At 60.7% G+C, this 21,751-nt stretch carries 23 protein-coding genes; 13 read left to right on the top strand and 10 right to left on the bottom strand.

Features of this window, described 5'->3' with window-relative positions:
- The first annotated feature begins 177 nt into the window (after positions 1–177).
- Positions 178–624, top strand: coding sequence for a metallopeptidase family protein (locus IEX27_RS06430; protein WP_188720130.1), 447 nt, complete (start codon positions 178–180; stop codon positions 622–624).
- A 128-nt stretch (positions 625–752) separates the two neighbouring features.
- Here the strand turns inward: IEX27_RS06430 and IEX27_RS06425 are convergent, their stop codons facing one another.
- Complete coding sequence (locus tag IEX27_RS06425) at positions 753–959, bottom strand: DUF1737 domain-containing protein (RefSeq protein ID WP_188720129.1); 207 nt, start codon at positions 957–959, stop codon at positions 753–755.
- Positions 959–1,846, bottom strand: coding sequence for an HpcH/HpaI aldolase/citrate lyase family protein (locus IEX27_RS06420; protein ID WP_188720128.1), 888 nt, complete (start codon positions 1,844–1,846; stop codon positions 959–961). Before IEX27_RS06420 ends, IEX27_RS06425 begins: the two co-directional genes overlap by 1 nt.
- 109 nt (positions 1,847–1,955) lie before the next feature.
- Between IEX27_RS06420 and leuD the strand changes: the two genes are divergently transcribed.
- The gene (gene leuD, locus IEX27_RS06415; RefSeq protein WP_188720127.1) at positions 1,956–2,561 is read left to right on the top strand and encodes a 3-isopropylmalate dehydratase small subunit; all 606 of its coding nucleotides are present in this window, start codon (positions 1,956–1,958) and stop codon (positions 2,559–2,561) included.
- A gap of 179 nt (positions 2,562–2,740) precedes the next feature.
- A complete protein-coding gene (locus tag IEX27_RS06410; RefSeq protein ID WP_188720126.1) occupies positions 2,741–3,568 on the top strand; it encodes an Ivy family c-type lysozyme inhibitor in 828 nt (275 codons plus the stop codon).
- A 22-nt stretch (positions 3,569–3,590) separates the two neighbouring features.
- Here the strand turns inward: IEX27_RS06410 and IEX27_RS06405 are convergent, their stop codons facing one another.
- Complete coding sequence (locus tag IEX27_RS06405) at positions 3,591–4,475, bottom strand: MBL fold metallo-hydrolase (RefSeq protein WP_188720125.1); 885 nt, start codon at positions 4,473–4,475, stop codon at positions 3,591–3,593.
- Positions 4,476–4,620: 145 nt separating this feature from the next.
- Between IEX27_RS06405 and IEX27_RS06400 the strand changes: the two genes are divergently transcribed.
- The 10 genes from IEX27_RS06400 to IEX27_RS06355 all read left to right on the top strand — a co-directional run bounded on the left by IEX27_RS06400 (position 4,621) and on the right by IEX27_RS06355 (position 14,387).
- Complete coding sequence (locus tag IEX27_RS06400; protein ID WP_188720124.1) at positions 4,621–5,553, top strand: DUF72 domain-containing protein; 933 nt, start codon at positions 4,621–4,623, stop codon at positions 5,551–5,553.
- Positions 5,554–5,758: 205 nt separating this feature from the next.
- The gene (locus tag IEX27_RS06395) at positions 5,759–7,186 is read left to right on the top strand and encodes a hypothetical protein (RefSeq protein WP_188720123.1); all 1,428 of its coding nucleotides are present in this window, start codon (positions 5,759–5,761) and stop codon (positions 7,184–7,186) included.
- A gap of 111 nt (positions 7,187–7,297) precedes the next feature.
- Positions 7,298–8,602 (top strand): ABC transporter substrate-binding protein, encoded by a 1,305-nt coding sequence (locus IEX27_RS06390; RefSeq protein ID WP_188720122.1) that lies wholly within the window; start codon positions 7,298–7,300, stop codon positions 8,600–8,602.
- Positions 8,603–8,684: 82 nt separating this feature from the next.
- On the top strand, positions 8,685–9,575 hold the full coding sequence (locus IEX27_RS06385) for a branched-chain amino acid ABC transporter permease (protein WP_188720121.1): 891 nt from the start codon (positions 8,685–8,687) through the stop codon (positions 9,573–9,575).
- Positions 9,572–10,534, top strand: coding sequence for a branched-chain amino acid ABC transporter permease (locus IEX27_RS06380; RefSeq protein ID WP_188720120.1), 963 nt, complete (start codon positions 9,572–9,574; stop codon positions 10,532–10,534). The genes IEX27_RS06385 and IEX27_RS06380 overlap by 4 nt, the downstream gene beginning before the upstream one ends.
- Positions 10,531–11,229, top strand: coding sequence for an ABC transporter ATP-binding protein (locus IEX27_RS06375; protein ID WP_188720119.1), 699 nt, complete (start codon positions 10,531–10,533; stop codon positions 11,227–11,229). Before IEX27_RS06380 ends, IEX27_RS06375 begins: the two co-directional genes overlap by 4 nt.
- Before the next feature lies 1 nt (position 11,230).
- A complete protein-coding gene (locus IEX27_RS06370) occupies positions 11,231–11,938 on the top strand; it encodes an ABC transporter ATP-binding protein (protein ID WP_188720118.1) in 708 nt (235 codons plus the stop codon).
- A 107-nt stretch (positions 11,939–12,045) separates the two neighbouring features.
- Entirely contained in the window at positions 12,046–12,870 is an 825-nt protein-coding gene (locus IEX27_RS06365) for a manganese catalase family protein (RefSeq protein ID WP_188720117.1), read from the top strand.
- A gap of 9 nt (positions 12,871–12,879) precedes the next feature.
- The gene (locus IEX27_RS06360; RefSeq protein WP_188720116.1) at positions 12,880–13,281 is read left to right on the top strand and encodes an HIRAN domain-containing protein; all 402 of its coding nucleotides are present in this window, start codon (positions 12,880–12,882) and stop codon (positions 13,279–13,281) included.
- Between the two features lie 221 nt (positions 13,282–13,502).
- Positions 13,503–14,387: a bile acid:sodium symporter family protein gene (locus tag IEX27_RS06355; protein ID WP_188720115.1), complete on the top strand. Its 885-nt coding sequence runs from the start codon at positions 13,503–13,505 to the stop codon at positions 14,385–14,387.
- A gap of 4 nt (positions 14,388–14,391) precedes the next feature.
- On the opposite strand, the gene IEX27_RS06350 is transcribed toward IEX27_RS06355, so the two are convergent.
- From IEX27_RS06350 to IEX27_RS06320, 7 genes are all read right to left on the bottom strand, one after another.
- On the bottom strand, positions 14,392–15,579 hold the full coding sequence (locus IEX27_RS06350; RefSeq protein ID WP_188720114.1) for an MFS transporter: 1,188 nt from the start codon (positions 15,577–15,579) through the stop codon (positions 14,392–14,394).
- 290 nt (positions 15,580–15,869) lie between these two features.
- On the bottom strand, positions 15,870–16,970 hold the full coding sequence (locus tag IEX27_RS06345) for a branched-chain amino acid ABC transporter substrate-binding protein (RefSeq protein ID WP_188720113.1): 1,101 nt from the start codon (positions 16,968–16,970) through the stop codon (positions 15,870–15,872).
- Positions 16,971–17,121: 151 nt separating this feature from the next.
- Positions 17,122–17,472: a DUF6867 family protein gene (locus IEX27_RS06340; RefSeq protein WP_188720112.1), complete on the bottom strand. Its 351-nt coding sequence runs from the start codon at positions 17,470–17,472 to the stop codon at positions 17,122–17,124.
- Positions 17,472–18,239 carry an ABC transporter ATP-binding protein gene (locus IEX27_RS06335; RefSeq protein WP_188720111.1) on the bottom strand — a complete coding sequence of 256 codons (768 nt, stop codon included), beginning with the start codon at positions 18,237–18,239 and terminating at the stop codon, positions 17,472–17,474. The genes IEX27_RS06340 and IEX27_RS06335 overlap by 1 nt, the downstream gene beginning before the upstream one ends.
- Entirely contained in the window at positions 18,236–19,411 is a 1,176-nt protein-coding gene (locus IEX27_RS06330; RefSeq protein ID WP_188720110.1) for an ABC transporter ATP-binding protein, read from the bottom strand. The genes IEX27_RS06335 and IEX27_RS06330 overlap by 4 nt, the downstream gene beginning before the upstream one ends.
- Complete coding sequence (gene livM / locus IEX27_RS06325) at positions 19,411–20,808, bottom strand: high-affinity branched-chain amino acid ABC transporter permease LivM (RefSeq protein ID WP_188720109.1); 1,398 nt, start codon at positions 20,806–20,808, stop codon at positions 19,411–19,413. The genes IEX27_RS06330 and livM overlap by 1 nt, the downstream gene beginning before the upstream one ends.
- A complete protein-coding gene (locus IEX27_RS06320; protein WP_188720108.1) occupies positions 20,808–21,737 on the bottom strand; it encodes an ABC transporter permease subunit in 930 nt (309 codons plus the stop codon). Before IEX27_RS06320 ends, livM begins: the two co-directional genes overlap by 1 nt.
- Between the last annotated feature and the right edge of the window lie 14 nt (positions 21,738–21,751).

Here is a 21,751-nt window from a genome sequence, read left to right as displayed (position 1 = left end):
CAGACACTTTCAGCTTGGAACGCACCTCTGTGCGCAAACCTATTGCAGCCGCCTATCCTTAATGGAAACAGAAACGCCGTTTTCCCGTTCTGATGGCATGGGCACAAACGCGCTTCCCGGCGCTCTGCCCCTCGCAACCTGTAACGGAACACGCTATATGCGGGCAAAGGATTGAAAATGGCACGCATATACAAAACCCGGTCATGGTATGACCAACTCTCACCGTCGATCGAGGAAATCGAACTGCTCGCGATGGAAATCTATGCGAATTTGCCGGAAACTTTCCGTAAGCTTACCGGTGAAATCGTGATTCAGGTGGCCGAGTTTCCCCCAGAGGAAATCATGGACGACCTGGCGCTTGAGACGCCGTTCGACCTGCTCGGACTGTTTGAAGGCCGCGGCATTGCAGAACGCTGGAACCCCGACACCGGCGTGGGCCCGAATCGCATCACGCTCTACCGCCGGGCGATTCTGGATTACTGGTCAGAGAACGAGGAAACCTTGGGTGACATCGTTGCCCATGTGCTGATCCATGAGATCGGCCATCACTTCGGGCTCTCCGATGATGACATGGTCCGCATCGAAAGCAATGCGGACGATGGGTATCTGTCAGGGTCGGACTGAAGCTTTCTTAAATAGACCGCTAACAACCTCATCCTGAGCCTGTCGAAGGACGAAGAGTCCAGATTCCGCTGATTTCTCACCCCGTGGTTCGACAAGCTCACCATGAAGGGGTGAGAAATCACCGAGCCTCAATACTCCCCGAGCTTCATCTCAGGCGAATAATCGATCCCGTCCACTTCCTTGTAGACCGCCTGGCCGCAGCGCATGGTCTTGGTTTCCGCGTCAAAGGCATAGGTGGGCGAGCCATGCAGGAACCAGCCCTTGTTCAGGGCTGCCGTGACCTTGTGGCAGAAGCTGGAATCGTCCGGTCCTGAGAGGAAGCGGTAGAGTTTCATTACGTTCTTTCCCTGATCAACCTGGCACGCGAAAGCAGATCCTGTGCGATTTCCAGATGGAGCCGCTCGACCATCTTGCCGCTCATGGAGATGACGCCACGGGTGCTGTTCTCGGGCTTGGCAAATTCCGCAACAATAGCTTCCGCCTCGGCGATCTCTTCCTCAGTCGGGCCAAAGAACCGATTGGCAGCGTCGATCTGGGCGGGGTGAATAAGCGTCTTGCCGTCAAAGCCCAGCTCCCGGCCGTGCTGGCATTCGGCTGCGAAGCGCTCCAGATCCTTGAAATTGTTGGAGACGCCGTCGAGCACAGTCATGTCGCCAGCGCGGGCGGCCAGCACCACCTGAAGCAGGAGGGGCGCAAGATTGGCACGGTTCGGACCCGGGATGATCCGCGTTTCCTTTGCCAGATCGTTGGGTCCGACAATGAGGCAGTCGAGGCGCGATGAAGGATCGCGCGCATGGTCGGCGATTGCGCCGGCGTTGAGGATGGAACGCGGTGTTTCCATCATCGCCCAGAGGCCGATGCTTTCGGGCGCATCCATTTCGGAGAGCGCGCGCTCGACATCAGAAACCGACTGCACGCCCTCCACCTTGGGGATGAGAATGGCATTGGGCTCGCAGGCGCGGGCGGCGAGCAGATCCTCCGTGCCCCATTCACTGCTCAGGGCATTGATGCGAATGGCTATCTCGCACTTGGGCCGGTTGGGGCCGGCAAGAAATGCGCGCAGCTTTTCGCGGGCATTCTGCTTCTCGTCAGGAGCGACCGAATCCTCGAAATCGAAGACGACCGCATCACATTCCAGTGACGAGCTCTTCATCAATGCCCGCTCATTGCTGGCGGGCATGTATAATACCGAGCGGCGGAGTGATCTGGATTGGTTTTTCATGTGAATGTCATGACTCAGCAATTCTGCCGATGCAAGGGGGTTTGCTTGCAGCCCCAGCTTGTGTAAAGAACGCTCAACCCATCGGTTTTTGATAGGCGTGTTATAGTCCATGGAAAAGTTCACTAAGCTCACGGGCGTCGCCGCCCCCCTGCCGATCGTAAATATCGATACGGACATGATCATCCCCAAGGATTATCTGAAGACGATCAAGCGGACCGGGCTTGGATCTGGGCTTTTCGCTGAGATGCGCTTCAATGAGGATGGTTCCGAGAACCCGGATTTCGTGCTGAACAAGCCGGCCTACCGCAACGCGCAGATCCTGGTCGCGGGCGACAACTTCGGCTGCGGATCCTCGCGTGAGCATGCTCCGTGGGCGCTGCTTGATTTCGGCATCCGCTGCGTGATCGCCACCAGCTTCGCTGACATCTTCTACAACAACTGCTTCAAGAACGGCATTCTGCCGATCGTTGTTCGCCCCGATGAGCTGGACAAGCTGATGGACGACGCTTCGCGCGGCTCCAACGCCACGCTGACGGTCGACCTCGAGGCCCAGGAAATCCACGGGCCCGATGGCGGCACGATCAAGTTCGAGATCGATGCGTTCAAGAAGCACTGCCTGCTCAACGGTCTGGACGATATCGGCCTGACCCTCGAGAAGGGCGCTGCGATCACCAGCTTCGAGCAGAAGAACGCAGAGACCCGTCCCTGGGCTTAAAAAGCCCTATATCAAAGCCACTTAGTGTAACCTGCGTGATAACAGCGGGTTACAAAGTGCTTTAAAGATCCGGTATTGATTGCCATACGTCTGGATCATTTCGACTTTCTATTGAAATGATCCAGGTTGTATTTTTCTGCAGTTCCGGAGAGAAATCCGGTTCTGTCGAGGAGATGAGCATGGATTTCCGGATTTTGAGCAGCGCGGCCCTTGCAGTGGCCATGGCATTTTCGCCGGCAAATGCGCAGGAAGAGGCTAGCGGCCCCATCCCCTTTGCGGACGGCAGCTTCACCATCACCGAAAACGCCGAGATGGAGAAAATCCTGTCCTTTGAAGGGCAGGAGATCGCGCGCGGCTATTTCCTCGCCTACAATCGTACCGTGAAGATCGGCGAAGAGGATGTGGCGCTGTTCGAGGTCGGCCCCGGCGGCAATGCCTGCGGCGCCCAGACCGTCATCGCCTGGAAGCCAGAGGGCGAGGACCTGCAGACCGCCGCCGCTGGTGACGATTGCGGTTCACCTTCGCCTTCCGTGTCCGAGACATCCATTTATTTCGTGCCCTACCTCTTGCCGGGAACCTCGTCTCCGGTGCAGGTCTGGACGCCTGACGCGGGACTGAAGATCGCCGGGACGCTGAGCTATACACCACAGCCTGGAACGACCTGGGAGACGCTCGACATCGCCGATCTCAACTATCTGGTCGACGCCTTCGAGAACGAAGATGTGCTTGCCGCAGCCACCAGCCTGCTCGGAGACAAGCTGGCAGAGGTCGTGGCGGGACTTTCCGTCAGTGATGGCTTCCACACGCTCGATTCCGGCATCATGCATGGTTACGGCTGCGTTCCGCATGCCTGCGGCGCGTCGGACTCCTTCATCGCCATCGACAAGGCTGGCAAGAAGCTCTACTTCGCGCAGCAGGACGGCAAGGGCGGACAGGATACCTGGCCGGCTCTGGACCAGTGGCCTGCCGACGTCCGCGAAACGATGCTGAAGTCGATCGGCGGGTAAGCAATCCGAGGTCGCGTTCCTTTCAGCCCCAGTTCGCGCCGGTCAAGAGGTCGAGCGGGATCTTCAGATAGCGCCTGCCGTTTGCTTCCGGCTCCGGCAGGCGACCGCCGTTGATGTTGACCTGCAGCGCATGCAGGATCAGCTTCGGCATCGGCAGGGTGCGGTCGCGAGCCTCACGTAACTCCACGAACTCCGCTTCAGAACTGCATTTCGAGATGTGGGAGTTCGAAGCCTTCTGCTCCGCAACCGTTGTTTCCCAAAGCGGTTCGCGTCCGCCAGGCTGATAGTCATGGCCGACGAAGAGGGGCGTTTCATCCGGCAGTGACAGGATCTCCATGATGGAGCGGTAGAGCTGCGAGGCGCTTCCACCCGGGAAGTCGGCTCGCGCCGTGCCCGAATCCGGCATAAAGATCGTGTCGTGTATGAAGGCGGCATCGCCGATCACATAGGTGATCGAGGCCAGCGTATGACCGGGGGAGAACAGAACCCGCGCGGGAATGTTGCCGAGCGAAAAGGTCTCGCCGTGAGCGAAAAGCTTGTCCCACTGCGAGCCATCCGCCGGAAAATCCGGCCAATTGTAGAAATCTTTCCAGAGCTTCTGGACCTCGACCACCTTCTCACCGATGGCGGTCGGCGCACCGGTCTTCGACTTCAGGTAGTTAGCGGCCGAGAAGTGGTCGGCATGGGGATGGGTGTCCAGAATCCACTGGAGCTCAAGCCCCTGCTCTTTGATATAGGCAAGCAGGGCGTCGGCGTTCCAGGTGGCGGTGCAGCCGGATTTCTCATCATAGTCCAGCACAGGATCGATGATCGCGCACTTCCTGGTGTCCGGATCCGACACGACATACTGGACGGAACACGTGCGCTTGTCGAAGAAGGCTTTCACCAGCGGCTTTGTGGTCGTCATATGATACTCCGGCTAATTACCCCGCTTACTTCATAGAAATCTATGGGCGAGAAGCCAAGTCCTGCAGTCGGCCATCCACCCTACCGAATTGGAACACCACTGAAACCCATGCGTTCAAAATGCTTGTCCCAGCCAGGAGAACTGCATGGTGGCAGGTTCCAAACGCGGCGCAATTCGCATCGGCATTTCCGGCTGGACCTATGCGCCATGGCGCGGCGTGTTCTACCCGAAGGGGCTACCTCAAAAGAAGGAACTCGCCTTCGCGGCCCGGCAATTCCGCTCGATCGAGATCAACGGAACCTTCTACGGGCTGCAGAAGCCGGAAGCTTTCGCCAAGTGGCGCGAGGAGACGCCGGATGACTTCGTCTTTGCAGTAAAGGGCTCGCGCTACATCACCCACATGCGCCGACTGAAGGAGGTCGAAGCACCGCTCGCGAACTTCTTTGCCTCGGGCCTGCTGCGGCTTGGGCCGAAGCTCGGGCCGCTGCTCTGGCAGTTCCCGCCACACATGCGGTTCGATGAGGACCGGTTCGAAGCCTTCTTCCGGCTGCTGCCGCATGACATTAAGGCTGCCGCAAAGCTCTCCAGCCAGCACGACGAGCGGCTTGCAGGACGCGCCTGGATCGAGGCGGAGGGAAATGGACCTGTGCGCCACGCCGTCGAGATCCGGCACGAAAGCTTCTGCACGCCGGCCTTCATCGAGCTGCTGCGCCGACATAATATCGGGCTGGTGGTGGCGGACACACCGGAGTGGCCGCTGCTCATGGATATGACGGCGGATTTTGTCTACTGCCGTTTGCATGGGGCGGAGGAGCTCTATGCCAGCGGCTATGGCGACAACTCGCTTGCCCTTTGGGCGAGCCGCATCGAGGCATGGGCGGAAGGCCGTGAGCCGGAGGATGCAAAGCGGGTGCTCGGCCCCTCGCCGGACCGGGCAAAAGAGCGGGACGTCTATGTCTATTTCGACAATGACATCAAGGTTCACGCGCCGTTCGACGCGGCAAACCTCGCCCGACGGCTTCATGCGGAAGCGGATACGGCCGAGCTGCTGGAGCGAGGAGATGCCGTAGGCATGTGAGCATGAACGCAGCGTTCGAAGACCACTTTTCGTCTCAGATCACAGGCGGTAATATGGGCGCCAATCGATGCGATCCCGCATTTCCATGAGCCTTTGAGGCTTGCCACACTTTTCGAGGGGAGTGGGCGCGCACCAACTGAATTTCCATAAGAATAGGGCGCGCCCATCACTTTCCAAAAGCCGCTTTCTCGGCCAAAAGGGGCGGATGATCTCTCCCGCGCTACTTCGTCAAATTCCGGTTCTCACCTTCGCGACATTGGCGGTTCTGAACGGCACCGCAGCTGCCTTGGCGCATGCCTCGAACAGGGGCCACGTGCTGCTCTTGCCAACGCAGCATTACCTGCTGGGTGGAGCCATTGCGGTGGCGGCGAGCTTCCTTGCACTCGTGTTGCTGCCGCCCGAGCCGTTCGCGCGGATGATGGAGCGGCGCAAGCTTCTGTTCAAACTGCCCTTCGATGGGCGTACGGCGGTCAGCTCCCTCTCCTTCCTGTTCTTCGCAGCCCTCGTCTATGCCGGGTTCTTTGGCAGCCGCGATCCGCTCGCCAATCCTCTGCCGCTCGTCATCTGGACATTGCTCTGGGTAGGTCTGACTCTGCTGCATGGGGTGTTCGGCAACCTCTGGGCCTGGCTTAATCCCTGGTACGGGCCGTGGCGGCTGCTGGTGCGCCTCGGCGTGAAGGAGAGCGGCCATGCCAGTTTGCCCGCCGTTGCCGGATACAAGCCGGCGCTCTTCCTGTTCCTGTGCTTTGCGTGGTTCGAGCTCATCTTTGTTGCGCCGGAAGATCCGACCATTCTCGCGGCAGCGGTGACGGTCTATTGGCTCTTCACCTTCCTCGGCTGCATCATCTTCGGGTTCGAGGCCTGGACGGAACGGATGGAGTTCCTGTCCGTCTTCCTGCGCATGATCTCACAGATCTCTCCCTTCACCGCCAAGCCTTTTGCCAACAGCAATGTCATCTGGCTCGGATGGCCTGGCAGCAAGCTCATGCGGGCAAAGCCCCTGCCGCTCAGCGGCGTGGCATTCCTGCTTCTTGCGCTCAGCTCCGTCTCCTTCGACGGGTTCATGCACACCTTCACGTGGCTCAGCGTGATCGGGATCAACCCGCTCGAGTTTCCAGGCCGGTCCGTGGTCATTGCGCCCAATTCGCTCGGCCTAATTATGATGTTCGTCGCGCTGGCCGGGCTGTTCTTCGCTGCGGTGTGGCTTGGTGAAAAACTGGTGGGCGGAAAAGACTGGCGCAAGGCGGCGGGGCTGCTCGTCTGGCCGATCGTGCCCATCGCGCTTGCCTATCACTTCGCGCATTATCTCACTGCTCTCATGGTGGACGGGCAATACGCCATCGCTTCATTCTCCGACCCGTTCTTCCTTGGCTGGGACCTGTTCGGCACGGCAATCCGCCACGTCCAGGCTGGTATTGTGCTCGGATCGGATGCAGCTTGGTACATCTGGAACGCGCAGGCTGCCGCGATCATCGGCGGCCATGTGCTGGCTGTCTCGCTGTCACATCTTGTTGCCTGGCGGCTGCACCGTTCCGCCCGAAAGGCGGCGCTCAGCCAGGTTCCGATGGCGCTCTTGATGATCGGCTATACCGTCTTCGGCCTGTGGCTGCTCTCGACACCGTCAATCGGTTGATAATTGGCAACAATTTAACATTGCCACCTCGTGCGTTTGATGGTTTGTTGCGCGCGATTTCAGCGGGGCGTGGAAGCCCGGCCGACATAGTTCAGGGGAGTATGTTAGGCAATGAACCCAATCGGCAATCAGAGCCAGGTTGTTGGCAATGGCATTACGCGTCGCGACGTCCTGAAGGGCATCGGCGCTGGCGCCGCACTGCTCGCTGCACCGGGATTCGTGCGCTACTCGCAGGCGCAGACATCTGAACCTATCCGCATCGGTTTCCAGTGCCATCGCACGGGTATCGGCGCACCCTATGGCCGCTGGTACGATCGCACCACCGCTGCGGCCGTGAAGCTGATCAACGAGGCTGGCGGCATCAACGGCCGGCCGATCGAGATCGTCATCGAGGATGACGGCACCGACGCTGCACGCGGTTCCGAAGTGGTCGAGAAGTTCGTGCGCCAGCACAAGGTGGATCTCGTCTACGGAACGCTGTTCTCCCATGTCGTCGTCGGCTCGGCACCCACCGCGGGCGAGCTCAAGGTTCCCTATTATGTCGTCAGCGAGGGCTATCACGTCGCTTCGGGCAAGATGAACCGCTACTGCGTGCAGCCCGGCATCACCGACGTGAAGGCGCAGGTGCGCTCCGTCGCGCCGTGGATCGCAAACAACCTCGGCAAGAAGGTCACGCTGGTCTATCCGGACTACGCTTTCGGCCACGACCACCGCGATTACTTCGCTCCCGCGATCGAAGCACAGGGCGGTCAGGTCGTCGCCATGGTTCCGATCCCGCCGACCGAAACCTCGTTCACCCGCTACCTGCCGCAGATCCCGCGCGACACGGACGTGATCTATCACGTCATGGTCGGTCCCGCCGTGCTGACCTTCGTGAAGGAGTTGGGCGAGTTCTTCGGCAACAGCGGCCCGAAGCTCTTCGGCTTCATCGACTCGCTCGAAGCTGTTGACCTCAAGAGCCCGGGACTCGAGTTCCTCGAAGGCAGCCACTTCTGGGAAGGCATGCCGCGCTATGCGCAGGCCGACATGCCGGACTATGAGAAGTTCTACCGCGAGGCAATCGGGCTTGATGACAACGGCGCGAGCGTCAACGATGCCCGCGACATCTCGACGGCTGCCCACATGTTCGGCTGCTGGGAGACGCTGCACATCATCAAGCGCTCCATGGAAGCCTGCAACTATCAGGGCCCGCAGGACCGTCAGGCCCTGATCGAGGCCACGGAAGCCATGACCGAGATGGAAGCCGGACAGGAGCACCCGCAGGGCAAGAAGGTGTTCGACGGCCGCATACATCAGGTCTTTGGCGAGCAGAACATCAGCCAGGTCAAGGAAGGCCGCCTCGAAGTCGTGCACCGCACGTCCATCGAAGATGGCCGCTACGAGCCCGAGGGCGACTACACCAAGATGTCGTTCTAAGCCGACATTGGTATAAAGGTGGTCCTGCCGGAAGGCGGGATCACTATCACCACCTCCCTCTCTGACCGGATGAGGAAAGCCAATGGGCTTCGGGCCTTACTTCCTGTTGGCCACGCTTGAAGGCCTCGTGACAGCAGCCGTTCTGGCATTGACCGCGCTCGGGCTGTCGCTGGTCTTCGGCGTCATGCGGGTGGTGAACGTGGCCCACGGCGAGTTCTACATGCTGGGCGCCGTGCTTGCCTGGTGGTTCGCCAGCCTCGTTTCCGGCAATCCGGCGCTGGGCTTCCTGCTCGCCGTGGTGCTGAGCCCGCTTGTCGTCGCTGCCGTCGCGTTCATCGCCGACCGGCTCGTGCTGAAGCGGTTGAACTATGAGGCGGAAGGCACGATCGTTGCCACCATCGGCCTCCTCTACATCATCCAGCAGCTGGCACTTACCTTCTACGGTGCCGAGGCGAGGCCGGTGCAGGCTCCGTTCGACTGGCGCATTCAGCTGCCGTGGTTTGGCTATTCGGCCTACAAACTCTTCGTGATTTTCGCTTCCATCGCGATCCTGATCGGCACATGGTTCCTGCTGCGGCGGACGAACATCGGCCTCATCATGCGCGCCACGCAGATCGACCGCGACATGGCGCAGGCGTTCGCCATTCCCGTCGGCAAGGTTTACGCAGGCGTGTTTGCACTCGGCGCCGGCATGGCTGCCCTTGCCGCCGTGCTGATCGTGCCAATCAAGCAGGCCCATTACCTGATGGGACAGGACCCGCTGCTGCTCTCCTTCATCGTCGTCATCATCGGTGGGCTTGGATCGCTGCGTGGCACGGTCGTTGCCGCCCTGCTGATCGGCCTTTCCGACGGCATCATCTCCATGTTCTTCTCGCCGACACTCGCGAAGATGCTGGCGACGCTGCTGGTGGCACTGGTGCTGGTGTTCCGCCCGCAGGGCCTGTTCAGCCCCGGCGGAGTGGCTGCCCGATGAGCGGTTCTGACACGACCAGAACGATCCTGCTGCACGGCGCCCTGCTTGCAGGGCTTGCCGCGCTCGATTTCGTGCTGCCGGACTATCACCACGGTGTGCTGGCCCGCGTCATGGTGCTCTCGGTCTTCGCCATGGGTTACAACATCGCCTTCGGCTATACGGGTCTCTTGAGCCTCGGCCACGCGATGTTCTTCGCCGCCGGGCTCTATGGCGCAGCGCTGCCGATCTATCATCTGGGCTGGAGCGTGTGGCCGTCACTTGGCGCTGGCTTGCTGGCCGGGCTGGTGCTCGCGGTCATCGTCGCCTGCCTCGCGCTGCGAACCCTTGGCGTCGCCTTCATGATCGTGACGCTGATGTTCTCGCAGGTCTTCTATCTCACAACCCTCTACTTCACGACCTATACGCGCGGTGAAGAGGGCCTTGTCCTGCAGCAGGGCATGCGGACGCTCGCGCTGCCAGGCGGCCACATAAGCCTCGCCAACGCGGACGTGAGATTCTGGGCGGCGTGGACACTGTTTTCGCTGACGCTCGTCATCACGCTTTTCCTCGTGCGCTCGCGGTTCGGACGGGCGCTGGTCGCCATCCGCGAAAACGAGGAGCGGATGCGGATGCTGGGCTATGACGTCTTCGCCAGCAAGCTCGCGGCCATGGCCGTTTCCGGAACCATCTCGGCTGCCGCAGGCGCCGCTTATGCCGTGCTGTTCGGCTATGCGGGATCGGGCTTCGCTTCGATCCAGTATTCGATCCTGCCGCTGCTCTGGGTGCTGCTCGGCGGCGCTGCTACAGTGCTCGGGCCCTTCGTCGGCACGCTGATCATGTTCTACCTGATCGACACCGCCTCCAGCTACACGACCCCGCACATGCTGGTGGTGGGTGTCGCGCTGATCCTGCTGATCCTCTACTTCCCGAAGGGCATTGTCGGCACGATCCGCGCAAAATGGCTCCGGTGGCTGCCATGACCGCGCTGCTGGACGTCCGCAATCTCACGAGATCCTTCGGTGGTATCAAGGCCGTTGATAGCGTGAATTTCACGCTGCAGCAGGGCGAGATCCGCGCGCTGATTGGCCCAAACGGTGCGGGCAAGACCACGTTCGTCAGCCTGATCTGCGGACGCGTGCCGGTGGAACAGGGCACAATCCTGTTCAACGGCAAGGACATCACGCGCCTGCCAGCGCACAAGCGAGTGAGGGCCGGCATCGCCTATACGTTCCAGATCACCAGCATCTTCGCCAACCTGACGGTGCGGGAGAATGTGGAACTTGCCGGCATGCGCGAAGGGCATGACGGCAGTGCCGCGCTTGCCGTGCTAAAGCAGGTTGGTCTCGATCATCTGGCAGAACAGAAGGCAGGCGACCTCGCCTACGGCCACCAGCGGCTGGTGGAGATCGCCATGGGCCTCGGGCTTCATCCGCGCCTGCTCATTCTCGATGAGCCAACCCAGGGCCTTTCGGAGGAAGAAGTGGCCGCCTTCATCGCTCTCATCCGCGAGATCGCGCGAAACACGACGGTGCTGCTGATCGAGCACAACATGCATGTCGTGATGGAGCTTGCCCAACGCATTACCGTCATGCAGCAGGGCCGTATCCTGGCCGAAGGCACGCCTGAAGAAATCCGCAATGATGCGGACGTGCAGCGCGCATATCTTGGAGCGTGACATGGAACAGGCGCTAGCGATCCAGTCCATCAACTGCTTCTACGACGAGGTGCAGGTGCTGCACGACCTGTCGCTCGACCTTTCGCGGGGCGAAGTGCACTGCCTCTTCGGGCGCAACGGCGCTGGCAAGACAACCACGCTGAAGGCGATCATGGGCCTCGTGCGGGTGCGCTCCGGCAAGATCGTCAAGGACGGAGTGGAAATCAGCAAGCTCCCGGCGCACGAGATCGCCAAGCATGCCATCGCCTATGTTCCGCAGGGCCGCCGGCTGTTCGGAGAACTCACCGTCGCGGAGAACCTGCAGATTGGCCTGCTCGCCCGCAACAAGGGCGAGGAGACACGCGAGCGCGTGCTGAACCTCTTCCCGCTTCTGCGCGAGCGTCTGAACCAGCGTTCCAGCACACTTTCAGGCGGTGAGCAGCAGATGCTCGCCATGGCGCGCGCGCTCTGCGTCGAGCCAGACGTGCTGCTCCTGGACGAACCCACGGAAGGCCTCATGCCTTCCATGATCGCGCGCATTCGCGAAGCGGTCACAGCACTTCACGAGCAGGGCGTCTCCACCATTCTGGTCGAGCAGCGCGTCGATGCGGTGCTGGAGATCGCGAGCCGCGTTTCCTTCGTCGAGAACGGTCGGGTGAAGGCCACCATGGGCGTTGAAGACCTGCGCGCGGAGCCGGAACTCGTGCGGAAATACGTTGGCGTCGGGTAGCGCCCGCCAACATCTATCCCATCGCGGCAAAATAGCCCTGGAACATGACGAGCATCATGAAGTTGGTGACGTGTGCCTATCCCACACTCACAACCCAAGGATGCTCGATGTTCTACACCGACAACAAGCTACAATTCCCCGTGCGCGTTGAAAAACCCAATCCGGTCTTTGCCCGTGCCCTGCAACAGGCGATCGGCGGCGTGGAAGGCGAAATCCGTGTCGCCATGCAGTACATGTTCCAGGCGTGGGGCGCCCGCGGCGATCCCAAGTTTCGCGAGCTGCTGCTGAACACCGGCGCCGAGGAGCTCGGCCATATCGAGATGCTGGCGACCGCCGTCGCGCTTAACCTGGAAGGTGCTCCGCTTTCATTGCAGGAAGCGGTGTCTGCCGATCCGGTTGGCGGCGCGGTGCTCAACGGCATCAACCTGAAGAACCTTCTGTCGGCCGGACTTTCGGCCATGCCGGTCGATTCCGATGGCGTCCCCTTCGACATGTCTCACATCTATGCGAGCGGTAATATCGCCGCCGACATGACCGCCAATGTCGCGGCTGAGTCCACGGGCCGCGTGCTCGCGGTGCGCCTCTATAATATGACGGACGATCCGGGCATGAAGGAGATGCTCCAGTATCTGATTGCGCGCGACACCATGCACCAGAACCAGTGGATGGCGGCGCTGGAGGAGCTTGGTGGGCCTCAGGATGTGTTCCCGATCCCGAACAGCCATCCTCAGGAAGAGGAGAATCGCGAGTTTTCCTATGCCTTCCTCGGCTTCCAGAAGGATGGCAGCGAGCCGCCGAAGGGCCGCTGGTCCGAAGGCCAGTCGATCGACGGCAACGACAGTTTCTCGACCCGTCTGATGGAACCGCTCGGCGAAGAGCCGAACCTCGGGCGCGCGCGTCCGAACTCCGGCGCGCAAGCCGAGCAGCTATAGGAGGCGGCGATGGAACGACGTGCGTTCCTCGGCAGCCTCGGTGCTGGCGCTCTGGGCGGGCTTGGCGGCCTCGCCCTGGCGCCGCGCCAGTCGGCAGCCGCTACCGCTGCAGCAACTGGACCAGTCATTACCACCTATGTGACTGGCCAAAGTGGCGGTGACAACGTACCCCAAACGGGAGAGGTGGTGCACCTGATTGCCGATCCCAGCTATGGGTACGATCCGAATGCCGTCGCCGTAGTGACGACCAACGGGGCAAGACTTGGGTACCTGCCTCCCATTCATAGCCAGATGCTGGGTCCAATCCTGGCGGCGGGATTTACAGCAATCGGTCGGGTACGAACGAGCGGGAGCGGCGCAAAGCCGCAGGTCCAAGTCTCCGCTGTGCTGCAACCCCCGGTTCATGTGTAGCGATCATTTTTGACGCGACCAACGCGGCGGGGAGTGCTGAAAAGCAGCGCTCCTCGCAACTACGAAAATTTAAGCCCAAGATATACAACAAGTTATGCGTGTCTTCCGCATTAGAAAAAATCTGGTAAGACCGTAGGCATATTGAGAAAAAAGATTTATCAGCCGACTGGAAGCGCAGCTACCTTTGTTCCAAAGCAATAGTGCCTCCTTCTGGAGTTATCATGCAATCGAATCTCGTCATCAGTGTCGGACTGCCCTTAGTGATGTTCATCATCATGCTGGGGCTAGGTCTGTCCCTACGCCTTGACGATTTCTTCCGCGTGATCTCCCGGCCGAAGCCCCTGCTGATCGGGCTTGGCTGTCAGCTTCTGATCCTTCCGATCATCTGCTTTGCCCTGGTTTCGGTGTCGAACCTGCCGCCTGCCATCGCCGTGGGCATGATGCTTCTGGCGGCGAGTCCCGGCGGCACTTCCGCCATGCTGTTCACGCATCTGGGCAAAGGCAATGTGGCGCTCAGCCTCTGTATCGTGGCGGTCACCACGCTTCTGACCACGATCACCATTCCCACCGTGGGCAATATTTCGCTCGAAGCGTTCTTTGGTGACACCAAGCCGATCACCGTGCAGTTCCACCATGTGCTGCAGATCTTCGGCATCGCTGTGATTCCGGTTCTCTGCGGCGTCTTCATCCACCGGCGCTGGCCGGCGCTATCTGCGCGCATGGAAAAGCCGGTGAAGACACTCGCCACGCTCTTCCTCATCTTCGTCGTGATTGCGGCGGTCGTCACCGAGTGGAGGGTTGTGGTGGAATGGGGTCCGATCGTCGGCCTCACGGTCATCGCCTTCAGCATGGCAAGCCTCGCCGTCGGCTATTACGTACCGCAGCTCTTCCAGATTGATCGCCGCGATGCAATCGCGCTCGCCATGGGTGTCGCGCTCCACAACGCTGCGCTCGTCATGACCCTGACGCTCAACCAGTACATGCTGAACGAGCCCGAGATGGCGATCCCGCCAGCGCTCTACGGTGTCACCGCCTATATCATCTGCGGCGCATTCGTCTGGCTCCTCAACAAGGGCAAGGTGCTGCGCGAGGAAGCGAGCAGCTGAGCTGTTATCTTGGAACGTCCGGTGATGGCTGGGTCGCGATAAAGTCGGCGGGCCGCAAGCGCTCCGCCAATAGAACGACCACCAGCAGTATTACCGCGAAGCTCATGTAGACGGGCGAGAAGCCGGTCCGTTCGGCGACGAAGCCAATGAGCGAGGGCGTGACCAGGATCCCGCAATAGCCGATCGCCGTCGCCACGCTCATGCCGATGGAGGAAGGCACACCAGGCTGGTTGCCCGCCGCAGAAAAGACGATCGGCACCATGTTGGCGATGCCGAGCCCCGCCGCCGCGAAGGCAGCAATGGCGATCGCGGGGTTCGATGAAGCGCCGGCTGCCAGCATTCCAACCGCCGCCACCGTGCCTGAAATGCGAATGGTGGTCACCGCGCCGAGCCGGTTGCGCACTCCATCACCCATGAAGCGCATCACAGCCATCGCGCCGGAGAAGAAGGTAAAGGCGAGGCTTGCGGTTGCGAGGTTCGCACCCATTTCCTGCCGTAGATAAAGCGCAGCCCAATCGAGCACCGCGCCTTCAGGCGCCATGCAGAGCAGCGCTAGCAAGCCGATCAGGTAAACCCCAGGATTACTCGGAAAGCGCACCTTTGGAGACGTGTCGGATGAGGCCTGCTGAGGCTGCCGCTCCACCAGCAGGCGTGGAAGTGCAAATGACAGCAGGGCAAGGGCTGCGGCGGTCACCACAGAGGCGTGGCCGATGGGGCCCAGCGCTTCTGCTATTTTCCCGCCCAAACCCGCCCCCGTGAAGCCGCCAAGGCTCCAAAAGCCGTGCGATGAGGACATGATCGCCAGGCCCATGCGGCGCTCGACAACGACGGCGTTTGAATTCATCGCGACATCCATGCCGCCGATGGAAGCGCCGAACAGGGCAATCGCCAATGCTACCAATGCAAGATTGGGCGCGAGTGCCACCAGAAGCAGCGCAAAGGCGCTGATCACCGCCGATCCGCGCAGCACGGCTCGGGAGTTGGTATGGCTGATCAGCCAGCCACAAACCGGCATGATGACGACTGCGCCAAGGCCGAGCGTCAGGATCAGCAGACCAAGCATCGCCTCGCCGACGTCAAAGCGCTGAGCAAGCAGTGGGACCTGCGGCACCCAGCTTCCCATGATCATGCCATTGGTGAAGAAGCACGCGGCCACCGCCCACCGGCCTGCCCTAACCTGACTGGAGATCATTCAAGTCCCTCTGGATCGGAGAGGTTGTTGTGCCCACTGGCACTGGCGAAATGCCGATCGGCCGGAAGGGAGAGGTTCATTCGTTCTATCCGCTCCGAAATCCGGCTCTCGTGCATGTTGCGTGAAGTGCCCGCGCAAGCGAACGTGCAACTTTGGCAATGGTTGCCGGATGGAAGAAGGGCTTCGCCCCTAAAGAGGCGTACCCCAAACGTGAGCAACCCGAACCTTCGTCCGGGTTGCGGATCGTTGGTGTCAGGTCGGCTGACCTGACACACAGTATGCGTCGAAGCTTACTGCTCCAGGTAGTCGTACTTGCCGCCCTTCCATTCGTAGAAGACGTAGCCCGGCAGAGTTACGTCACCCTTGTCGTCGAACTCGAGCGAGCCAAGAACCGTATTGAACGTTCCTTCGTTCATCGCCTTCACAAGGGCTTCAAGGTCGGTGTTGCCAGCGGCCTTCACTGCGTCAGCAAAGATCTGGACCGCAGCGTAGGTGTAGAGCGAGTAGCCTTCGGTGTTCTTGCCGGCTGCCAGCATCTTGTCGACGATCGGCTTGGCTTCCTCGTTCTTGCGCGGATCCGGAGAGAAGGTCATCAGCGTGCCTTCGCCAGCGTCGCCGGTGATCGCCCAATATTCGTCTGTCACGAGAGCGTCACCGGAAACGAGCACGGTGCTCATGCCCTGCTCGCGCATCTGGCGGGTGATCAGGCCTGCTTCCGTGTGGTAGCCGCCGAGGTAGACGGCATCGACGCCTTCCTGCTTCAGCTTGGAAACGAGCGCGGTGTAGTCCTTTTCCTGAGCCGTGTAGGCTTCGTACAGCACCGGCTTGCCGCCAGCAGCCTCGTAGACAGCCATGGTGGCATCGGCCAGGCCCTTGCCGTAGGCGGTCTTGTCGTGGATGAAGGCTACCTTCTTGCCTGCGAACTTCTCGGCAAGGAACTTGCCGGCAATCTCGCCCTGCTGGTCATCGCGACCGCAGATACGGAAGATGTTGTCGCCCGGGCGCTTGTCGGTGAAGTCCGGATTGGTGGATGCGGGCGAAATCTCCAGGATACCTTCTTCGGCATAGACCTGCGACGCCGGGATGGACGAACCTGAGCAGAAGTGACCCGCCACGAAGGTGACGCCTTCAGCGGCGAACTGGTTGGCCACCGCCACGGCCTGCTTCGGATCGCAGGCATCGTCGCCCGTCACAAGACGCAGCATTTCGCCATTGATGCCGCCAGCTTCGTTGATGTCGGCAACGGCCTGTTCAGCACCCGCCTTCATCTGCTCGCCAAACGTGGCGTAAGCACCGGTCATCGGCCCCGCCACGGCAATTACGATTTCTGCCCAGGCAGAACCTGTCATCAGAACACTGAGGGCTGCCCCTGCCAACAACTGCTTTTTCATGATTGCTCCCATTCGTTAATCAGTTTTGTCAGCGGCACCTTGGTTCTTGTATTCCCGCCGCCGACACGCGGGAACTCCCGCACTACCCTGTATGAAAGCTCAACTTCACGAGGAAATAAAGGCTCTCGCACAGTGGATCTCCGCGCTTTACTTATTTCGGCTCCCAACCGAGCAAGGATTTGCGCCTATACATGAAGCTGTACTGCCTGCTTAACTGTTTGGATCTTGTGATCCGGTACCCGAGGAACGCAATCGCCATCAGGACGATGAGGTCGACCACGAAGTAATGCAGGCTCGTCAGCGTTCCTTTAAAGAGCGAGAAGTGGATGAACCGGGACGCCAGTGTCAGAAGAACGACGTCGATTGCCAGCTCGACTTTGGAATGCCAGGCCCTCGCCACGGCGCGGCCGGTGAGATAGGCCGCTCCTCCTCCCAGGCCGATGGTGACGAATACGAATTCCCAGAGGGAAACCTCCCACAGGAGGCCATTTGCCTTTTCCACTAGTGCCCTCCCCCTTCCAGATAAGCCGCACGGACCTCTTCACGCTTCAGAAGCTCCATGCCCGTGCCACTCATGGTGATGCGGCCGTTGACCATCACATAACCCCGGTGCGCGAGCTTAAGCGCATGGAATGCGTTCTGCTCGACCAGGAAGACGGTCAGGCCCTCGTTACGGTTCAATTCCCGAATGGCCTCGAAGATCTGCTTCACCACCAGCGGCGCCAGACCCAGCGACGGTTCGTCGAGCAGCAGCAGCTTGGGTCGGCTCATCAGCGCGCGGCCGATCGCCAGCATCTGCTGCTCACCGCCGGAAAGCGTGCCGCCACGCTGGGTGATGCGCTCCTTGAGCCGCGGGAACAGGTCGAACACGCGCCTCAGGTCATCATCGAAATGGGAAGGCTCGACCAGCGCCGCCCCCATCTGGAGGTTCTCCATGACGGTCATGCGCGGGAAGATCCGCCGCCCCTCGGGCGACTGCGCGATGCCCAGCCGCATGATCTGATGAGTGGGCAGGCCCGTAATGTCCATGCCGTCATAGGTGATCGTGCCGGTACGCGCCTTCGGGTCACCACAGATGGTCATCATCAGCGTGGACTTGCCGGCGCCGTTCGCGCCGATCATCGTCACGATCTCCCCGCGATGGACATCCACGTCGACGCCGCGCAGCGCTACGATCTTGCCGTAGTAGGTCTCGACGCCCCTGATGGCGAGGAGCGGTTCAGTCGAAGCAACCGTCACCGGTTCTGGCCTCTCAATGATTGCACTCATGTGGCGCCTCCATCACTGGAGGAGGTCCCGCGCGGTTTTCGCGTGCGGGGCGTTTTAGGTGCCGCCGTCTTCGCTGTTTCGGTTTTTCCCGTCGCAGCTTTGCGGGCCCGGGGGGCTCGCTTGGGCTTCCCGACCGCCTGAGCCGGTTCCGCTGACGTCACAGGTGCGCGCTCTGCCATGGGTTGCGGCGCCAGATCCGCAATAGCCGCTTCGCCGATCGTTTCGATTACGTGCTCGCGGACTTCCGGAACGTCGAGATCTTCCTCGTCCTCGACGCCGAGATAGGCGGCGATGACCTTGGGATCGGTGCGGACACTCGTTGCGTCTCCGTCGGCGATCTTGACGCCGTAGTCGAGCACGATGATGTGGTCGGAGATCTCCATGACTACGCCCATGTCGTGCTCGATGAGCAGGACGGACGTTCCCTGGCCGCGGATATACTGCAGAAGCTCGTTGAGCTCCTTCGATTCGCGGGGGTTGAGGCCAGCGGCCGGTTCGTCCAGGCAGAGAAGATAAGGATCGGTGCACATGGCGCGTGCGATCTCCAAGCGGCGTTGCGCACCGTAGGGAAGATCACCGGCGGGGTCGTCTGCGCGATCCATTAGGTTCGTCTGCTTCAGCCAGTGCACCGCCTTGTCGACCGCCTCGCTTTCCGCCTTGCGGTAGTTGGGCAGGCCAAGAATGCCGCCAATGGAGAAGCCCGAAGCGACCACCAGACGGTTGTGCTGCGCCACCAGAAGGTTTTCCAAAACAGTCATGCCGCTGAAGAGCCGGATGTTCTGGAAGGTTCTTGCGACACCGGCGCGGGCCGAAATCTCGTGGTCGGCCATGCGTTCGAGGAGGAAGACTCCCTGCTCTCCGTCCTTCTTCCAGCGCAGGCCGCTCGCCGTCACTTCTTCGACAAGCTCCGCCTGCTTGCCCGGACCGTGGCGCATGGCAATGCGGCCTTCGGTGGGTTTGTAGAAGCCGGTGACGCAGTTGAAGACGGTCGTCTTGCCGGCGCCGTTCGGACCGATCAGGGCGGTGATATCGCCCCGACCAACGGAGAAGGACAGATCCCCCACGGCCACCAGTCCACCGAAGCGCATGGTGAGGTGTTCGACGGTGAGGACGGGGTCTGCCTCCCAGTTCGGAATCGTGGCGGGGTTTGGTGCAACCAACGTATCTGACATCAGTGGCCCTCCCCCTGTGCGACGAGGTCCGCACCGATGCGTTTCTTTTCCTTGAGCGCAACGGTTGGTTCGCGGGTGGAGACGAAGCCTCGCGGCTTCCAGACCATGATGATGACCATGGCGAGACCAAAGAGCAGCATGCGGTACTGTACCGGGTCGAACCCGGGGCCAAAGATGTAGGTGAGGAAGCCCAGGTTACGCAGCGCCTCCGTTCCGCCGATCATCACGATCGCGGCGATCACCACGCCGATCTGGGAACCCAGACCGCCAAGAACAACAATCGCCAGTATGATGGCCGATTCGATGAAGCTGAAGCTTTCCGGCGAGATGAAGCCCTGGCGCGTTGCGAAGAAGGATCCGGCAAATCCGCCAAACATCGCGCCTATCGCGAAGGCGGTGAGCTTTGTGTTGCGGGTGTTGATGCCGAGCGACCGGCAGGCGATCTCATCTTCACGCAGCGCCTCCCACGCGCGGCCGATCGGCAGTGCGCGCAAGCGCATCGTCACGATGTTGGTGATGAGCGCGAGCAGGAAGATGATGTAGTAGAGATAGACGAAGCGATGGATCGGGTCATAGGTGAGCCCGAAGAAGGATGCGAAGCTTCCTTCGCCTCGGGCAAACTCCAGGCCGAAGAGGGTCGGCTTCGGAATGCCCGAAATGCCGTTCGGTCCACCTGTAAACTCGTACCAGTTGAGCAGCACGACGCGAATGATCTCACCGAAGGCAAGCGTCACGATCGCGAGATAGTCGCCCCTCAAGCGGAGAACGGGGAAGCCGAGAACAAGGCCCCAGCAGGCGGCCAGCATGCCGGCGAGCGGAAGTGCCGTCCAAAAGCCGATGAACTCGAAGTGCGTCGAAAGCAGCGCGAATGAATAGGCGCCCACCGCGTAGAAGGCGACGTAGCCCAGGTCGAGGAGACCGGCGAGGCCCACCACAATGTTGAGGCCCCACCCCAGCATCACATAGGTCATGATGAGGATGGCGATGTCGATGAACTGCCGGTCGCGGTTCGGGAAGAAGTACATGGCGACGAAGGGCAGAACCAGCGCGAAGATGAAGAAGGCGCGCAGCAGCCATTTGCCGAGATCCGGAAGGCGTTCCGACACGGTCGCCGATCGCGGCTTTGTCGAAGAGCCCGACCACGTCCGGTTGAAGACGAAGAGATTGAGCAGCAGCCGGCCGACGAAGACGACGACGATTGCGGTGATCCAGGCCGACCAGCGCATCTTCAGCGAGAGGCCGCCGGGAGCAATGTCCGTGCGGAAGCCGATGAAGAAGAAGCTGAGAACGCCTGCCAGGAAGGCGGCAATCGCTGCATCGCGTACGGCTTGGGCAAACCTGTTTTCTTCCTGACGTGCCCTGGCGCCTGGTGATGTGTTTGCAGAAGTGACTGCCATCATACCTTCTCCACTTCCGGTTTGCCCAAGAGCCCGGAGGGCAGGAAGATGAGCACAATTGCGAGGATGGAGAACGCAGCCACGTCCTTGTATTCAACCGTGAAATAGGCGGACCAGAACACTTCGATCAGGCCGATCAACAGGCCTCCAAGCATGGCGCCGGGAAGCGAGCCGATGCCCCCGAGCACTGCGGCGGTGAACGCCTTGATGCCCGCGAGGAAGCCTATGTAGAAGTCGATTACACCGTAGAGCAGGAGGAACATGCAACCTGCAACGGCGGCAAGTGCAGCGCCCATGACGAAGGCCAGCGAGATCGTCCGGTCGACGTCAACGCCGAGGAGGGCCGCCATCTTGCGGTCCTGCTCACAGGCGCGCTGTGCACGGCCAAGCGGCGAGCGCGTGATCAGCAGCGTGAAGCCTGCCATCAGGACTACGGTGGTGACGATGATCAGGATCTGCATGTAGGACAGCTGGACGCTGATGCCGCCGGTGATTTCCGAGGGAGGAATGAGGGTGATGCCGCCTTGCACCTGAGGCGGCAGCGGCTTGACGCGCGCACCCTGGGTGATTTGGACGAAGTTCTGCAGAACGATCGACATGCCGATGGCGGTGATCAACGGCGCCAGCCGGAACGACCCGCGCAGGGGCCGGTAGGCGATCCGCTCGACGGACCAGCCCCAGGCGGCGGTGAAGAGCATTGCTATGATCAGGACAATGAGAAGGACGACCGGCAGGAAGGCAAAGCCCAGAATACTCGTCAGTATCAGAAAGACTGCCAGAGATATGAAGGCACCGATCATGAAGATATCGCCGTGGGCGAAGTTGATCATGCCAATGATGCCGTAGACCATCGTATAGCCGATCGCGATCAGACCGTAGATAGATCCCAGCGTCAGCCCATTAATAAGCTGCTGGAGAAAATACTCCATGTACTAAGCTCTCC

The organism is Nitratireductor aestuarii (genome assembly GCF_014641695.1).
Taxonomy (GTDB): domain Bacteria; phylum Pseudomonadota; class Alphaproteobacteria; order Rhizobiales; family Rhizobiaceae; genus Chelativorans; species Chelativorans aestuarii.
The sequence above is the reverse complement of the archived record's forward strand: the minus strand, read 5'-3'. Positions and strand labels throughout refer to the sequence as shown.

Coding starts and splice junctions, on each gene's coding strand:
- IEX27_RS06390 (WP_188720122.1), top strand. CDS start 7,298: ATGAACCCAATCGGCAATCAGAGCCAGGTTGTTGGCAATGGCATTACG.
- IEX27_RS06330 (WP_188720110.1), bottom strand. CDS start 19,411: ATGTCAGATACGTTGGTTGCACCAAACCCCGCCACGATTCCGAACTGG.
- IEX27_RS06395 (WP_188720123.1), top strand. CDS start 5,759: ATGATCTCTCCCGCGCTACTTCGTCAAATTCCGGTTCTCACCTTCGCG.
- livM (WP_188720109.1), bottom strand. CDS start 20,808: ATGGCAGTCACTTCTGCAAACACATCACCAGGCGCCAGGGCACGTCAG.
- IEX27_RS06360 (WP_188720116.1), top strand. CDS start 12,880: ATGGAACGACGTGCGTTCCTCGGCAGCCTCGGTGCTGGCGCTCTGGGC.
- IEX27_RS06425 (WP_188720129.1), bottom strand. CDS start 959: ATGAAACTCTACCGCTTCCTCTCAGGACCGGACGATTCCAGCTTCTGC.
- IEX27_RS06380 (WP_188720120.1), top strand. CDS start 9,572: ATGAGCGGTTCTGACACGACCAGAACGATCCTGCTGCACGGCGCCCTG.
- IEX27_RS06400 (WP_188720124.1), top strand. CDS start 4,621: ATGGTGGCAGGTTCCAAACGCGGCGCAATTCGCATCGGCATTTCCGGC.
- IEX27_RS06355 (WP_188720115.1), top strand. CDS start 13,503: ATGCAATCGAATCTCGTCATCAGTGTCGGACTGCCCTTAGTGATGTTC.
- leuD (WP_188720127.1), top strand. CDS start 1,956: ATGGAAAAGTTCACTAAGCTCACGGGCGTCGCCGCCCCCCTGCCGATC.
- IEX27_RS06320 (WP_188720108.1), bottom strand. CDS start 21,737: ATGGAGTATTTTCTCCAGCAGCTTATTAATGGGCTGACGCTGGGATCT.
- IEX27_RS06345 (WP_188720113.1), bottom strand. CDS start 16,970: ATGAAAAAGCAGTTGTTGGCAGGGGCAGCCCTCAGTGTTCTGATGACA.
- IEX27_RS06420 (WP_188720128.1), bottom strand. CDS start 1,846: ATGAAAAACCAATCCAGATCACTCCGCCGCTCGGTATTATACATGCCC.
- IEX27_RS06365 (WP_188720117.1), top strand. CDS start 12,046: ATGTTCTACACCGACAACAAGCTACAATTCCCCGTGCGCGTTGAAAAA.
- IEX27_RS06335 (WP_188720111.1), bottom strand. CDS start 18,239: ATGAGTGCAATCATTGAGAGGCCAGAACCGGTGACGGTTGCTTCGACT.
- IEX27_RS06375 (WP_188720119.1), top strand. CDS start 10,531: ATGACCGCGCTGCTGGACGTCCGCAATCTCACGAGATCCTTCGGTGGT.
- IEX27_RS06430 (WP_188720130.1), top strand. CDS start 178: ATGGCACGCATATACAAAACCCGGTCATGGTATGACCAACTCTCACCG.
- IEX27_RS06350 (WP_188720114.1), bottom strand. CDS start 15,579: ATGATCTCCAGTCAGGTTAGGGCAGGCCGGTGGGCGGTGGCCGCGTGC.
- IEX27_RS06405 (WP_188720125.1), bottom strand. CDS start 4,475: ATGACGACCACAAAGCCGCTGGTGAAAGCCTTCTTCGACAAGCGCACG.
- IEX27_RS06410 (WP_188720126.1), top strand. CDS start 2,741: ATGGATTTCCGGATTTTGAGCAGCGCGGCCCTTGCAGTGGCCATGGCA.
- IEX27_RS06385 (WP_188720121.1), top strand. CDS start 8,685: ATGGGCTTCGGGCCTTACTTCCTGTTGGCCACGCTTGAAGGCCTCGTG.
- IEX27_RS06370 (WP_188720118.1), top strand. CDS start 11,231: ATGGAACAGGCGCTAGCGATCCAGTCCATCAACTGCTTCTACGACGAG.